The organism is Oceanobacillus timonensis (assembly GCF_900166635.1).
Lineage (GTDB): Bacteria > Bacillota > Bacilli > Bacillales > Amphibacillaceae > Oceanobacillus > Oceanobacillus timonensis.
In genome coordinates, this window is record NZ_LT800497.1 from 4,190,882 (window position 1) to 4,206,213 (window position 15,332).

Here is a 15,332-nt window from a genome sequence, read left to right on the forward strand (position 1 = left end):
TTAAATTAGAATCAATGTTAGATATAAACCTACTAATGTAATTAATAAAATAGGAAGGGTTAAAATAATCCCTGTCTTAAAATACGTTCCCCAAGAAATCTTCACGCCTTTTTGTGATAATACATACAACCATACTAATGTTGCCAAAGAACCAATTGGTGTGATTTTCGGCCCTAAATCCGATCCGACTACATTTGCATAAATAAGCGCTTCTCGCAGCACACCAGATGTATTTGTTTCCGCAATAGCTAATGCATCAATCATGACAGTAGGCATATTGTTCATGATGGAAGATAAGAATGCTGCAATAAATCCCATCGCAACTGTCCCAACAAATAAACCTTGATCGGCTACAGTTTGAATCACGCTTGCAAGTGCCGATGTAAGTCCGGCATTACCTAATCCATAGACCACCACGTACATGCCAATGGAAAAAAATACAATATTCCATGGGGCTCCTTTTATGACTTCTTTCGTATTCACAGCGGTGCTGCTTTTGGCCATAACAATAAAGAAAATTGCAATGATGCCGGCGATAAACGACACAGGGACATGGATAAATTCACTCGTAAAATATCCAATTACTAATATACTTAGCACAAGCCATGATAGGCGAAACATTTTCACATCCCTGATCGCCTCACTCGGGGCTCTTAATTTGGATACATCATAATTTTTTGGTATGTTTTTACGAAAATAAATGAATAATACTGAAATCGTTGCGACGAAAGAAAATAAATTTGGAATAAGCATTCTTGAAGCATACTCCACAAATCCAATTCCAAAGAAATCAGCCGAAACAATATTCACTAGGTTACTGACAATAAACGGCAGGGAGGTTGTATCCGCAATAAAACCGCTCGCCATAATAAATGGAAAAATCATTTTTTCTTTAAAATCCAAATGACGGACCATCGCTAGTACAATCGGCGTTAGAATGAGTGCTGCACCATCATTTGCAAATAAAGCTGCGACAACCGCACCTAACATGCTTATATAGATAAACATCCTGATTCCGTGCCCTTTTGCTAAACGCGCCATATGTAATGCTGCCCACTCAAATAAGCCAATCTCATCTAATACTAAAGAAATAAGAATGATGGCAACAAAGGATAATGTTGCATTCCATGTGATGTCGATAACTTCCAGTACATCACTCAATCCCACTACTCCTGTGAGTAAAGCAAGAACAGCTCCCCCCATGGCAGACCAGCCGATATTTAAATTTTTCGGCTGCCAAATAACCAGAACGAGGGTTAATATAAATATAATAATAGCGAATACAAGTGTCGCCGACAAAATAAAACCTCCAAACCTAACAACAACAAATGCGTGTTCCTTTCTTTTCCAGTTCTTTTAATTTATAAAAAGCCGTAAACAAATGAACTTACAATAAATAATCCACAGGTTACAGCATTTAGAAGATATGTTTTGTTTTCTTTTGCATACGTCCATTTCATGATAGTACGAAATGCGAACAAAACGGCCATACTAATAAACACCCATATTCGAAGGTCTGGAAAATCATTTACTGCAATAACTAACACAATTAAACTTCCCAGGTAAAGTATTCTCTCCCCATATTTATGTAGCTTATTCACATATTTTAATCCCAAATCAGATGTTTGTATATCCCATTTCTTTATGAGATATCGGTTGATAAAATGATCTAAAATCAAAATGACAATGATCATGGTAAGAATGCGTATCACTTTATGCCTCCTTCCTGTGGCCGGCATTATATATAAATGTTAATCGATGCAAGCTTACCAAAAGATATAGGCTAGTAATCTGACATTTTAATATCTTTATTTGAACACTGGCTGCAAATCAAAGGCACATTTCCCCATTCAAAACTCTTTCTGGGCATTGTTTGTGTCTTTAAATGGCTAGGAGGAAAATTCCATTTTATCCAGCATTTTTCACCTGTCTCTATGATTTTGTTGCAATGATCACAATGGAATTTTTTATCTTTGTTATTATACATGCATACTTTTCTCCTCTCTGCCTCTTCTAATTTCTTTATACAGTACAACAACCCAAAATGTATAAACCTCAAAAACTCCACTCGTACCCTACATCGCAGCAAGAGGAATTTGAAACATGATAAGCATAAGCACAAAAACTAAAACAAATATAGAAAATTATTTTTCATGGTATCCTTCAAATCATATCTCACCATTTCTTCCTTATCCTACCACTATTCATTTGTTTTCTTCAAACGCTCTAGATTTATCATCTCAAGGGGAGTAAAGGTTATTGGTTTGACGTTGGATACCCCTATTTGCAATCTGCACTTCCGCTAGAAAGGAACGAAAAAGATGCATTCATCTCCTTATATATCTAAGCTTTGCGGGAAGAAATATTTGTAGTATGTTATTTTTCTATTGCCTTCAAGCGCGCTTCAAGGTTTACACTCTAGATGAATAATTATCAAGGAGGTAATGATCATGGCAAAATTTGATACATTGAAAGATAAAGTAGTCGTTGTTGCAGGCGGCGGGAAGAACCTTGGCGCTTTGGTAAGCAAAAATTTTGCAAATGACGGAGCAAAAGTAGTTGTGCATTATCATAGTGCTTCCTCTGAGAAAGAAGCAAAACAAACGGTTGAATGGATGAAAGATAATGGCGGTGAAGCTGTATTATTTCAAGGGGATCTAACAAGCCCAGCGAAAATGGAAGAACTGTTCGATTTTGCTGTAAGTCAGTATGGCAACATTGATATTGCTGTTAATACAACGGGCAAAGTTCTTCGCAAACCGATTGTAGAAACGTCGGAAGAAGAATATGACAGCATGCAGCAGATTAATGCAAAAACCGCCTACTTTTTTATCAAAGAAGCAGCGAAGCATATGAACGACAACGGGAAAATCGTTACCATCGTCACAGCATTATTAGCCGCTTATACGGATGGATATTCTACGTATGCGGGTGAAAAAGCGCCTGTTGAGCACTATACACGAGCTGCTTCAGCAGAATTAATGAGCCGGGGAATTTCCGTAAATAACATTGCTCCCGGTCCAATGGACACTCCTTTCTTTTATCCCCAAGAAACGGATGAAAGAGTAGCGTTTCATCAGTCGCAAGCACTTCATAATCAATTAACACAAATTGAAGATATCGCTCCTGTCGTTACATTTTTGACAACAGACGGATGGTGGATTAATGGCCAAACCATATTTGCTAACGGAGGGTATACAACCCGCTAATTAAAAGGAGGAGATTTCCATGCATTGTTTTTTAGCTGAATATGCTCCAACAGAAACGACAATATCTATTTTGGCTTCCACCGGGGATGTAAACGCAAGTAGAAAAGTTTCTATCTCTAAAGCATCTTTTGTTAATGATTTAACGAAAGAAATGATTGAGCTGTCGCATGAACAAGGTCTTTACCACCATGATATCTTTGCAATCGGTGTAGTAGTGGATGCGAAAGAAATGCTTGAACGGGAGTCGGAACAGCTCCAAAAAGAATTAGTATCTTCATTTCGTTTTACATCTGTTGTTGATCCAGATGAAAAATTTGTCCGGAAAAAGCTGCTGCAAAATGCCAAATAAAACACATTAAGACCCTCTCAGAAATCTAAATCTGAGAGGTTTTTTTAGGTGACTTCTCTTCGTCGAGTATCTCCATTTTCTTTGTCAGCTTGTCCAACGCTATATCAATATCCAGTTTCTGTTTCTGCAATTTTTCCTGATGGTCTCGAAAAATTTGTGTTCTTTCTTCTAACGTGCTATCTCCTTTCATGTGTAAGTGTGCCACATGCCTTAATATTTCAATAGACATCCCTGTTGCACGCATACACCCTATTAGCTCCAGCCAAAATAAATCTTCTTCCTTAAACATCCTATAACCATTTTCACTGCGCTCAATAAAAGGTAAAAGCCCTTCATTATCATAATAACGAATGGTTGATGCCGGAACTTCTGTTTTTTCGGAAGCCTCTTTTATTGTCAGCATATTTTACACCACCTGTGCTTCGTTTTGGCAAAAGATAAAAGAAGGCATTGTTGAAAGCCCAATTCAATGAAGCCTTCTATTCCATCGTAATAACTTTTAGAATGATTCAGAATGAATACCCACCATTCATTTCTTTAAATATATTATCATTATAAACATTCAAGTAATCTTGAATGCAACCGGAAGCGTGGCGAACTTACTTTTTAACTCTTATTTGTGCTGAAATAACCTTTATTTCTTTACGAACTTCCATGCTTATTCTACTTATATTTACCACGAATCGATTGCACTTATAATTTGACATATCTAGAAAAATAGATATAATGAATCGTATGGAACCTATTGATGTATTTAAAGCATTATCTAATAAAATTCAACTTAACATCTTAAAGGAATGAAAAGAATCCGACAAGTATTTTTCTAAACAAAACGCTCACTTGCCGAAGTCAGTTAGCTGAATATTTTAGGACAGAGATCGAAATAGATTCTCTTTTCTTTTTAACTACTATATCGATAATCCTAGATATACAAATATGTAGTTATTAAACGGATTTAAATAATGCGTTACATTGCATATATTTTAACTGTATTCACAGAAGTAGCCTTCGTTTTGAAAAATCAATTTATGGTGAATTAAATAAAAATAGGTCCAATTTAGCTCGATACCTGTTTTATACTTTTTGTGGCAAATTATAAAATTGCACGGATTAAAGTTTGAGTAATAACTCAAAATGAAAAACAATCGAATTGTTTTAAATGAAAATTTATTGGAGGTATTATCGTAATGGATAAGAAGTTTGAACCACTATTTGAAAAAGTGACATTACCCAACAAAGTAGAGTTAAGAAATAAATTAGTCTTAGCCCCACTCACGCATGCGTCTTCAAACGATGATGGGACAATATCTGATGCGGAAATTGATTATATCAAAAAACGTTCTAAAGATGTCGGATTGGCTATTTCTGCAGCTAGTAATGTGGCTGATATAGGAAAGGCCTTTCCTGGTCAACCTTCCGTTGCACATGATTCTAATCTGGATGGTTTGAAACGGTTGGCTGAAGCGATGAAGCAAAATGGGGCAACAGCGATTGTACAAATACATCATGGCGGGGCACAGTCAATGCCCTATTTAACACCGAATGAAGATGTAGTGGCTCCAAGCCCTATCACCTTACACGGTGATAGGGCGCATAGCCCGTCCTATGAAAAAGAAGAACATCATGCCAGAGAAATGACACAAGAAGAAATTGAACACACCATTAAAGCATTTGGCGAGGCAACACGCAGAGTGATCGAAGCAGGATTCGATGGTGTAGAAATACACGGGGCAAACCATTATCTCATCCAACAATTTGTTTCACCATATTATAATCGTCGTGATGATGCGTGGGGAGAAAACAGATTAAAATTTCCAATGAAAGTTGTGGATGAGGTTATCAACACGGTGAAAGCTCATGCAGATGAGCATTTCATCGTTGGTTATAGATTTTCACCAGAGGAAGCAGAATCACCAGGTATAACGATGGAAATCACAGAAGAATTGGTGAAAAATTTAATTGAAAAACCTTTAGATTTCTTGCATGTTTCCTTAATGAAGGTACACTCTAAAACCCGTGAAGGCAAGTATCAAGGCGAAGAAAGAATTAAATTACTTCACCAATGGATAGATGGCCGCATGCCATTGATTGGTATTGGTTCCATATTTACTGCTGAAGATGCATTAGAAGCTATCGAATCAGGAAATGTTGACTTGATCGCATTAGGCAGAGAGATTTTATTAGATCATCATTTCATTCATAAAATACAGAATGATAAAGCAGACAATATCCTGTCAGAATTTGACCCTGATAGAGATGATAAACATGATTTACCACCTAAGTTATGGGAACAATTTAATAAAGGTTTATATCCACTGCCAAGAACAGATCGTAGATAAGCCTTTCAATTGCATCAAAAAATAGAAAACGGACGCTTTTCTTACACAAGAAAAGCGTCCGTTTTAAAATAACTCTTTTCTGGCAGAGCACTTACCATTATTATACGTTCTCTTCTCGGAATTGAACCATGTTGCAAACCATTGCAAAGAGACTGTACAAATTCTGATGTTCCTATCGTTTCCTACTTATACATATTCATGATATTCGTTAGGATCCTGCCCTTCTACACGGCCAGCTTCCCCTTTATCCAATGAATCCATTTTTTCCATATCCTCAGGAGCTAATTCAAAGCTGGTACTGTGGATATTATCTTTTTGATGCGTTGGATTGCTTGATTTTGGAATAGTAAATACACCAGCCTGATAATTCCAGTTTAGAATAATCTGCGCCGGAGTTTTACCATATTTATCAGCAATTTCTTTTATTGTGGCATTTTCCAGCACATCATTCAGGTGCCCCCGTCCAAAAGGACTCCAAGCTTCCGTAAGAATACCCCGTTTTTTATTTTCTTCAACCATACGCTTATTATTAAAATAAGGTTGACGCTCTACTTGATTTGTCGCAGGCGTCACACCTGTTGCTTCAATAATATCATCCAGATGTTCCGGTTCAAAGTTTGAAACACCGATGGTTCGGATTAATCCTTGTTTTTGAGCATCCACTAAGGCCTTCCAAGCTTCGACATATTTGCCGTCTTTCGGATTCGGCCAATGAATTAAATACTTGTCAAAATATTCTAGTCCCATGCGACGTAACGATTCTTGAATAAAGATAAACGCCTTGTCGTATTCATGGTGAGAGCCAGGCAATTTCGCACTGACTAAAATTTCTTCTCTAGGCAGTGCAGAGCGACGCACCGCTTCACCGACAATACCTTCATTGTTATAGTTTGTGGACGTATCGATTAAACGGTAACCTAAGTTTAAGGCGTTTAAAATTTCAAATGTACCCTGATCACCGTCAATACCGATTGTGCCTAGTCCCACAAAAGGAAGCACGGAACCATCATTTAGAGTAAAACCATTATTATTAAGAGTCATCAAAATCGCCTCTCCTTTAAACTTTTTGTCATGTGAGTTGAGAATGACCGAAAAATATTTCCCTCCTGTCTGCTGATATAAAAACCAACAGGCTGTCTTCACTCAATAGGGCATCCGATTAAAATAACCGCCGAGCAATTGTCAAAATCAATCACATTATCAGTATTTCATATTTCCATCTCTTATTAAGATGTCCATCATTACTATACCCAAGTTTAAAAAATCTTACACCAATCGGAATGGATTGATGGAATGAGGATAACTTCGTAATAAATCCTTTTTTTAAATTCGGTTCGTCTCTATATATCTACAAGAACCATTATAAAACGAAACTTCATTCAGTCTCCCACTGAATGATTAGTTGAGTAATTCAGGGAGTTAGCGTCCGTTATCTCCTTCCTCAATAAATTCATTCTTACTCTTTATTTGGAGGCGGGAGTTTTACGGGTGATTCTCTGTGATAAAATGCATTCACATAATAAAACGGGGTAACCGTTCTGAAGGTTACCCCTTACCAACGCGTATTACAAATTAACCTCTTGCCAGCTGCTGTATGGTATTCATTTTATATTTATTATCAGGAACATCATATCTCTCATCTTTTTCGTTGAACTCGGCATATATTCCAAAGCTATAATAAGCTCATTCATTTTTCCTGGAAAATGCCCATTAACGGAAATGGGCGCAATTCAAATAAACGAAGTTGCGCCCAAGATAACTACCTCTTATTTGGAGTTCATATAATACACCATATTATCGGTCCAAGCACCAAACTCAAATATAAAACCTTTTCTAATACATTCAAATTCCATGCCTACGCTTTCTGCAAGCTTTAAGGAAGGTTCATTGTCAACATTGATGTGAGCCTCAATGCGATGGAATGCAAGTATGTTAAAAGCGATATCAAGAGCCGCTTTTACTGCTTCTTTCCCATAACCGTTCCGCCAAAATTGGTTGTGAATCGTGTATCCTAAAAGTCCCCACTGAAATTCATCTCTGATAAGCGTTTCGAGTTCAACCTTACCAAGTTGTTTTTGATCCGACTTTCGAAAGATACCAAATACATACACTTTATCCTGATCAGCATACTCTTCAAATTTTGAAACGACCTTATCATTGAATGTTTGTTGTGTCCATCCGCTCAAATCCATTTTATTGTCATCGTACTTATACTGAGAAGGTAATCTGTTACGACAACCTTCCAGCCAACGATGATAATCCCCATTCTGCAACGGTCTTAATACCAATCTTTCCGTTTCTAATTGAAGTTTGGTTTTCTCTATTTCCAATGTGATGCCTCCTTAGCATAATTTTTCCAATGACCAACACGTCCATATCTACATGAAGAAAATTTAATTTATATGCCATAAGCCATCACACCTTTCGTTTAAATGATATAGATAGTATACCATTGTATCCTGCCATCTGAAAGGTATTATTCCGTTTAAAAATGAGTTGGTGCAACTTTTGCTGCCATACTAGTTTCCAAAAATAAAATTAATTCCCTTCCTCTACCTTTGGAATTTGTCTAAATGCAAATTCAATCCGATCAATTTGCTTATCTTCATCTCTCACAAATCGAATGATAGAATCCATTTCCTTCATGGGAAATAAAAACTGGTCATCCCCAATTGGCTGAAGCACCGCATCAGCTAGACCAGCAGCTGCCAAATGCAGACTGTCATCTTCCACATAAAATTCAATTTTCAAACCATCACCCGATAGGAACGTTCCCTCCAATTCCTTTAAACTTCCAGGTGCTAAGTCAACAAACTCAACGTTTAAGTGCGTAGCATCGACGGGCTTGCCCAAATAACTGGAAAATGCACTAAAAAGCAGTTTGGAAGACGGAGCCCCCGCTACATTGGCAAGAGCTATTCCCGTTAGTCCGATTTCCGGAAGAATATTCATCTGAGCCGCTACCCCTTTAATATCTCCGCCGTGTTGAATCAGCTTATACCCAAAGAAATCCGGAATGATCATTAAGCCGTAACCATAGTAGGTTCCTTTTTCACATTGGATGTACGGCGTTGTCATAGATGCCACACTTTCCGGGGATAGAATGCGCACATTGTCAACCATCCCGTCATTCCGAATCATTTCTGCAAATTGAAGCATATCATTCACTGTTGACTTTAAGAACCCTGCCGCACGCATTGCTGGAGCATCTAAAGGATTATTGGACCTAACTATCATTTCTTTATCCTCTTTCTGTTGCGTATCATACAAAACGGCTATATCTTCATATTCCAGGTCCTCCAATTGGAAACCACTGTGATGCATACCGGCAAGCTCTAAAATATTTTCTTGCACATATAATTCATATGGTTTACCGCTAACGCGTTCAATGATGGCACCTAAAAGGGCGTAAGCATCATTTGAATAACTGAATTCGGTTCCCGGCTCCCCAATTGGTGTGAATGCTGCTTTTGCAATGGCATCCATTAACTCAGCATGCGTATCAATCGCCTGGATTGCATCCAATGGGTTCTCTTGCTGTTGGTTTTCTTCTAAGTTTAAATCCTTTTCCATACTTTTCTTCACCGCACCCATTAAAGTGGGTAACGGCGGAATACCTGATGTATGTGTCAAAAAATGATGAATCGTTATTTGTTTTGTTTGTGCTTCATTCGGTGTCTTAAATTCCGGCAAATAATTGATGACAGGATCATTTAGATTTAGCTTTTTCTTTTCTTGTAACTGAAGAATAGCAACAGCTGTAAAAGCTTTTGTTAATGAACCGACTCCAAAAATGGTATCTGGTGATAAAGGAAGTTCTGCTTCCGTATCACGGAATCCGAATTCTTTCTCATAATTCCATTCCTCATCTTTAGCTAATCCAATTGCAAAACCAGGTACCTTGTATTTTTCCAACAGCTCCTCACCATATTGTTCGAAATCATGGATCTCTATTTCTTTTTTCATAAAGTAGACCTTCTCTCTTTTATTTATATTACTTTTTGGATAGATTTTACTCAATTTTGAAGATGTGCCCATATAAAACGAATGTTTCACTTAACGTTCTCTTCTCAATTCCCAATCATCCGTTTCTTCCTCGTAACCTCACATCTTATTTCCAAATTCTTCAATAGAAAATTACGTTCCTCCATTGTACTCGCTTTTCCATCAAAAATGAACAAAGAAAAGGTATTGTTCTTTCAAAAGTATTGGACTTTTATTGGGTTCACATTGCACAGATCCTATTGAAGAGATATTGAGTGATTATTTGAAACAGCAGCATCGAAAAAACGGATGATTTAAAGCGGAGATTAATTTTGTGTTTTCTACCGAATTTGAACGTAAAAAAACCCGAAGGTCCGGTGGGAATATACCGGAGTGTTCTTCGGGTTTGGGAACGTTATTTTTTATAAGGAACATTTTTATTATTTAAGGAACATTAATTTTCTATTGGCCCAATTGTTATTGAGCCAATATTATTTACATTTTTTCTATTAGGAGGGCAGAGAAACCTCTCCGATTGATTATAAGATTTTTATAAATGACATAAAAAATACTAAAATCACAAAAGCGCCTGCATACTCTTTTAAACTGTCCTTTTTCTTTGAAAAAAGTATGTAATCAATTCCTAATAAAATAGTTGGTACAAATATTAATCCTACAAAAAACCAGTAACCGGGCAATATTTTTGCCACGAAAAAAACAATACATATAAAGATAAAGTCACTTATCCTTTTTGGCCAACTCTTTTCTTTTTCCTCAAAAATAATATAAAGGATTACAAAGGCGACTGCCAATTTTAATATTTCCATATAAGACAAGGTGCTACATCCCCTTAAAACTCCTTAAATGATATTTCTTCATCCGATTTAATAACAAAACGCGCTTTACCGTTCCAACTTTCACCGCCATCATCACTAATATACAAAATCACTTCTTTGATCCCCGCCTAGGGTACCGGGGTACCTATAATCTCTTTCCATATGGGGATACGCTTTTGAAATTCAAATATTCCCAATGACGGCCCCCATTTTTTTACTTTATCACCGTGTTTCAAGCTATCCAATTTCTATAAACAGTTAATTTTTTACAAACGGTTAAATTTTATTTTAAATCCATAGCAAGCCAGATGATGCTGGTTCTCTCATCCCTGGATAATTTCCTCTTAGCATTCCTCATGAGGAAAAGATATATATAACCCTTTCTCATTCACCCCTTCGCTATGACCAAATGTAGATACTGAGAAGCCGGTGTGAGCCAGGCATCGTTGTAAAAGTTTAATATTGATTAGGCTCCAATCCAAATCCTTTTGCAGACCCAACTTTTTCATAACTCCTTATAGCTGGTTCATTAAAAGCAAATACTCCTAAACCAATACTATTATCCGAGTTTTCGCCTTATGGCTGCCTCGTCAACATTTTAAAAAATTCCTACGCTAAAATATTTTCGGCCATCAGAGCTCCGGAAGCCACTACTTCTAAGGATTCCCAGGATTCCCGTAGCTACCAATTGAAGAAGCCTTTTAACACAAGCAACATAATGGAATAGACAAGGGAAGAGATTAAAAATGTTGGCAAGTGAGCATTCTTTTCAAAAGGGATCTCCTTGCTGATGACATTAAATATCATGGCACCTGAACTAAAAGCAATAATGGAATCTACAAACAGACCGGATGATGGCCCGAAAATTCCTGCAAACGCCCCAATCAAGGTTGCCCCCGCAAGCATGTAGCGTCCTGCCCTTTTATGCAGCCGCTCACTCTCTTTTCCCAGATGATACGACAAACCGATAAAATGAAGACTAATGGCTAGACCGTAAAATAAGGATTCGACGCGCTGAACATCGGATGAAAAAACGATATAGGTAACAATGAAGGAATACACCATAAAAAAGCTGATCTGAACGAAATAAATGGTGTTTGCCTTCAGCCGTGCAGCTGTTTTTGTCTCAGCAAATGCATATACTGCAAAGTAAATCAATAAACCGATGAGACCGAGAAAGTAAAGTTCCGTATCTAATGCGAACGATCCCCCGAGTTTATCCTGCTCCTCATGAAGCGTTGGTAAAATATAGACAAACACATAAGCAATAGCTACACCGCCTGATAAGGAGAGCAGCTTTCTTTGTCCAATCGGCGAACGTTCAACAATCGGCAGGGCATAGAGTTGAATAATAATAAATATAATACCAATTATAATGGATTCTATCGTAACCATAGCTGTTCCTCCTGATGTTAATATATGAGGTATACTTTCCACATAAACAGAAAAACCAAACATATCATGGGAATTTTATGAAAGAATGCTCAGAAGATATTTTTCTCGCATACTTCGCGAATTATTCTATAGACGATTCATAAGAGACATTGATACATCATCAATTTGTTGGTTTGCCATTTCCCGGTATACATCATAGCTCCGAATATCAAAATAATCATTTTAATCCACTTATCAACTTTAGATATTCTTTTCCCCACAAAAACACCCCTTTAGACAATCCTATCCAAAGGGGGTAAAATTTCGCGACTTTGTTTTAAACATGGCAACTTTATTTTTAATCTACAACCTATGTGGCTTTAAAATAAAGTTCGATCAAAAATATTCCGCAGATCCTCATTTTAGGACAATTAGAAAGAATCCGCTTTGAAAAAAGATTGATCAAAATGGATTCTTCCCTTGTGAATTAATATACATTTTTTATAAAAAAATTTGATCATTTTATAGCTGCAAACTTCAACAATCGCGCTCCGTTAACGGAAGATGATTGATGTTTAATAAGAATATCCTTCAATTTCACCATTTTACGACCTATAAATGATTTCCGTCGACTCTATTCGCAGTGAGATTACTTTAGATAATTTTCTGTAGGAACACTCTTCATTAATCGCTTTAATTTATTTTCTGTATCAGTTTCATCTACTGGTGTATAAATACTGCACCGTAAATCCATATCACCCTGAACTTGAAAAGAAGTTAAATTAAAGAGCATTTTGCCGACCCTAGCATGTCTGAATTCAACCGTCAATTCTGGGGCTTTACTTACTTGGCTTTCCTGCCATAAATCCTGAAATTCGGGATGAGAATCACTCATTTCTTTAATAAATTGATCATACCATTCATCTCCCAAATACTGACCATAGTATGTGCGGAAAATTGCAAGAAAACCTTTCGCAAAATCCTCCCAATTAACAGCTAATGCTTTTAATTCCTTTCTGGTAAATACTAGACGAATCAAGTTTCTTTGATCATTCGGTATTTGTTCAAAGTCCAAAAAAACATGAGCAGCTGCAGAGTTCCAGCCTACAATATGGCAATGTCGATCCGTAATGATAGTCGGACAATGTTTTAATTCAGTTAGAATTCGTTTTAAAGAAGGGGTAAGCTCAGGTTGGTTCTTTATTGGATTTACTATTCCCGATTTTGCCTCCAAAGCAAGATCATATAAATGGTCAGTTTCATCATTATTCAATTGCAATGCTGTAGAAATACAATCAAGAACAATTGAAGAAACTTTTATATCTCTTCCTTGCTCTAGCCATGTATACCAGGTGGTACTTATACCTGCTAATTGTGCAACTTCTTCTCTTCGTAAGCCGGGTGTCCTTCTCCGGGTTCCAGTAGGGAAACCAATAGACTCCGGCTTAATTCGAGCACGCTTAGCCTTTAAGAATGCCGATAAAGCCTCTAGTCTGATTTTATCATTCATTTTTAAAACACCTCATTGTATCAATGTTACCTAGTAGTAATTATACCAGGATAAATAATTACTTGTAATAGGATAAAAAGGATGTAGAGTATAATTATACTATTGATTTGGAGGGGTGAAAAGTGGAAAGAGTTGTGATATCAGGTATGGGTGTAGTTTCCCCTACAGGAAGCAACATCAATACATTTTGGAACAATTTGATTAACGGTGAATCAGGAATATCTACCATTGATACATTTGATGTTACGAATCATAAGACAAAAATTGCAGGTATTACCCGAGATTTTGATGCAGATAAAGTTTTAGGAAAGAAAGAAGCAAAACGTTTAGATCGTTTTTCTCAATTTGCTTTGGCTGCGGCTGAACAGGCTTGGGAGGATTCTAAATTAGACCTCGATCGTATAGATGTTGAAAGGCTAGGAGTATACGTAGGTTCGGGTATAGGAGGAATTGAAACCTTAATTGGAAACGTTGATGCGCTTAGACAGAAGGGGCCAAGAAGAGTTAGCCCAACTCTAGTACCTGCCATGATTTCTAATGCTGCCGCTGCCCAAATTAGTATCAAGTGGAATGCGATGGGGCCTTCTATGTCGCCAGTTTCTGCTTGTGCAATCGGAAATACAGCTATTGGAGAAGCCTTTCGACTAATTCGTTCTGGAGAAGTTGACGTTGTGTTTGCGGGTGGAACCGAAGCAGCTATAACAGAATTATCAATAGCAAGCTTTAGTAATGCTACAGCATTATCAACAAGAAACAATGATCCCACTAAAGCTAGTCGTCCATTTGATGAAAATCGAGACGGATTTGTCATGTCAGAAGGTGCTGGAATTCTAATCTTAGAATCTTTATCTCATGCTTTACGTAGAGAAGCAAAGATTTATGCAGAAGTCATTGGATATGGTGCAAGTTCAGACGCACACCATATCGTAGCTACCCACCCGGAAGGTAAAGGCGCCTATCTTGCAATGAGATCGGCATTAAAAAATGCTAATATATCACCTGAGGAAATTGATATTATTAGTGCTCATGCAACAAGTACAAAAGTGGGGGACATCTCTGAAACTAGGGCTATTAAGCAACTGTTTGGAAAACAAGCTTATCAGATTCCAGTAACAGCTAATAAATCTATGCTTGGTCATATGTTAGGGGCAGCTGGTAGTGTTGAAGCAATTGCTTTAGCAATGAGCTTAAAGGAAGGAATAGTTCCTCCAACTATTAATTTAGAAAATCCTGATCCATTATGTGATTTAGATTATGTGCCATCTATTGCTCGCCAAATGAAAATAAATACGGCTCTATCTAACTCATTTGGTTTCGGAGGCCATAATGCAACTATTGCCTTAAATAAATACGAGTAAATAAACATCATCAAACTCTAACCGTTTTTTCCAGAAACGGTTAGAGTTTATTCAAGTAAATGACCCTTATGCGCGATTTCATTAGTGAATCGCATGCAATAATTGAAAATGGACCCACGATATTCTTCTATTAGCCTGCTCTACTTTCTTTACTTGCCGAAATGATGAAGACCATTGGCTCCCGATTTTCACCTTTCATTTGAGAATTATTTTTAACAATTCGTCTGAAGGGAGGCAATTCCTTGACTGCTCTTATAATAAAACCAGTATCAATTAAATCATTAATATATGTTGAAATAATCCATATATTCGTAGCAATTGACATGGATAGAGTTTCTATCACTTCTTTTATATACTCCAGCTTTCGAAATTC

13 protein-coding genes are annotated in these 15,332 nt (G+C 37.1%); 4 read left to right on the top strand and 9 right to left on the bottom strand.

Annotated features, from left to right (window positions below; all coding sequences use genetic code 11):
* Positions 1-1,299, bottom strand: coding sequence for an arsenic transporter (locus tag B7E05_RS20585; RefSeq protein ID WP_080875958.1), 1,299 nt, complete (start codon positions 1,297-1,299; stop codon positions 1-3).
* A gap of 62 nt (positions 1,300-1,361) precedes the next feature.
* Positions 1,362-1,712 carry a DUF4181 domain-containing protein gene (locus tag B7E05_RS20590; RefSeq protein ID WP_080875959.1) on the bottom strand — a complete coding sequence of 117 codons (351 nt, stop codon included), beginning with the start codon at positions 1,710-1,712 and terminating at the stop codon, positions 1,362-1,364.
* A gap of 738 nt (positions 1,713-2,450) precedes the next feature.
* On the opposite strand from B7E05_RS20590, the gene B7E05_RS20600 reads away from it, so the two are divergent.
* Both B7E05_RS20600 and B7E05_RS20605 read left to right on the top strand, forming a co-directional pair.
* Positions 2,451-3,209: an SDR family oxidoreductase gene (locus B7E05_RS20600; RefSeq protein ID WP_080875961.1), complete on the top strand. Its 759-nt coding sequence runs from the start codon at positions 2,451-2,453 to the stop codon at positions 3,207-3,209.
* A gap of 19 nt (positions 3,210-3,228) precedes the next feature.
* Positions 3,229-3,558: a hypothetical protein gene (locus B7E05_RS20605; RefSeq protein ID WP_080875962.1), complete on the top strand. Its 330-nt coding sequence runs from the start codon at positions 3,229-3,231 to the stop codon at positions 3,556-3,558.
* Between the two features lie 25 nt (positions 3,559-3,583).
* Here the strand turns inward: B7E05_RS20605 and B7E05_RS20610 are convergent, their stop codons facing one another.
* The gene (locus B7E05_RS20610; protein WP_143833272.1) at positions 3,584-3,961 is read right to left on the bottom strand and encodes a MerR family transcriptional regulator; all 378 of its coding nucleotides are present in this window, start codon (positions 3,959-3,961) and stop codon (positions 3,584-3,586) included.
* A 784-nt stretch (positions 3,962-4,745) separates the two neighbouring features.
* Here B7E05_RS20610 and B7E05_RS20615 point away from each other — a divergent pair.
* Positions 4,746-5,897 carry an NADH-dependent flavin oxidoreductase gene (locus tag B7E05_RS20615; RefSeq protein ID WP_080875963.1) on the top strand — a complete coding sequence of 384 codons (1,152 nt, stop codon included), beginning with the start codon at positions 4,746-4,748 and terminating at the stop codon, positions 5,895-5,897.
* A gap of 186 nt (positions 5,898-6,083) precedes the next feature.
* Here the strand turns inward: B7E05_RS20615 and B7E05_RS20620 are convergent, their stop codons facing one another.
* The 6 genes from B7E05_RS20620 to B7E05_RS20645 form a co-directional block, all read right to left on the bottom strand.
* Positions 6,084-6,938 carry an aldo/keto reductase gene (locus B7E05_RS20620; RefSeq protein WP_080875964.1) on the bottom strand — a complete coding sequence of 285 codons (855 nt, stop codon included), beginning with the start codon at positions 6,936-6,938 and terminating at the stop codon, positions 6,084-6,086.
* Positions 6,939-7,663: 725 nt separating this feature from the next.
* Positions 7,664-8,227, bottom strand: a complete 564-nt coding sequence (locus B7E05_RS20625) for a GNAT family N-acetyltransferase (protein ID WP_080875965.1) — start codon at positions 8,225-8,227, stop codon at positions 7,664-7,666.
* A gap of 208 nt (positions 8,228-8,435) precedes the next feature.
* The gene (locus B7E05_RS20630) at positions 8,436-9,863 is read right to left on the bottom strand and encodes a serine hydrolase (protein WP_179134604.1); all 1,428 of its coding nucleotides are present in this window, start codon (positions 9,861-9,863) and stop codon (positions 8,436-8,438) included.
* Between the two features lie 557 nt (positions 9,864-10,420).
* Complete coding sequence (locus tag B7E05_RS20635; protein ID WP_080875967.1) at positions 10,421-10,717, bottom strand: hypothetical protein; 297 nt, start codon at positions 10,715-10,717, stop codon at positions 10,421-10,423.
* Positions 10,718-11,398: 681 nt separating this feature from the next.
* Complete coding sequence (locus B7E05_RS20640) at positions 11,399-12,112, bottom strand: hypothetical protein (protein ID WP_080875968.1); 714 nt, start codon at positions 12,110-12,112, stop codon at positions 11,399-11,401.
* 628 nt (positions 12,113-12,740) lie between these two features.
* Positions 12,741-13,601 carry a helix-turn-helix transcriptional regulator gene (locus B7E05_RS20645; RefSeq protein ID WP_080875969.1) on the bottom strand — a complete coding sequence of 287 codons (861 nt, stop codon included), beginning with the start codon at positions 13,599-13,601 and terminating at the stop codon, positions 12,741-12,743.
* Between the two features lie 122 nt (positions 13,602-13,723).
* Here B7E05_RS20645 and fabF point away from each other — a divergent pair, with 122 nt between their 5' ends.
* Entirely contained in the window at positions 13,724-14,959 is a 1,236-nt protein-coding gene (gene fabF, locus B7E05_RS20650; RefSeq protein WP_080875970.1) for a beta-ketoacyl-ACP synthase II, read from the top strand.
* Positions 14,960-15,332: the final 373 nt, after the last annotated feature.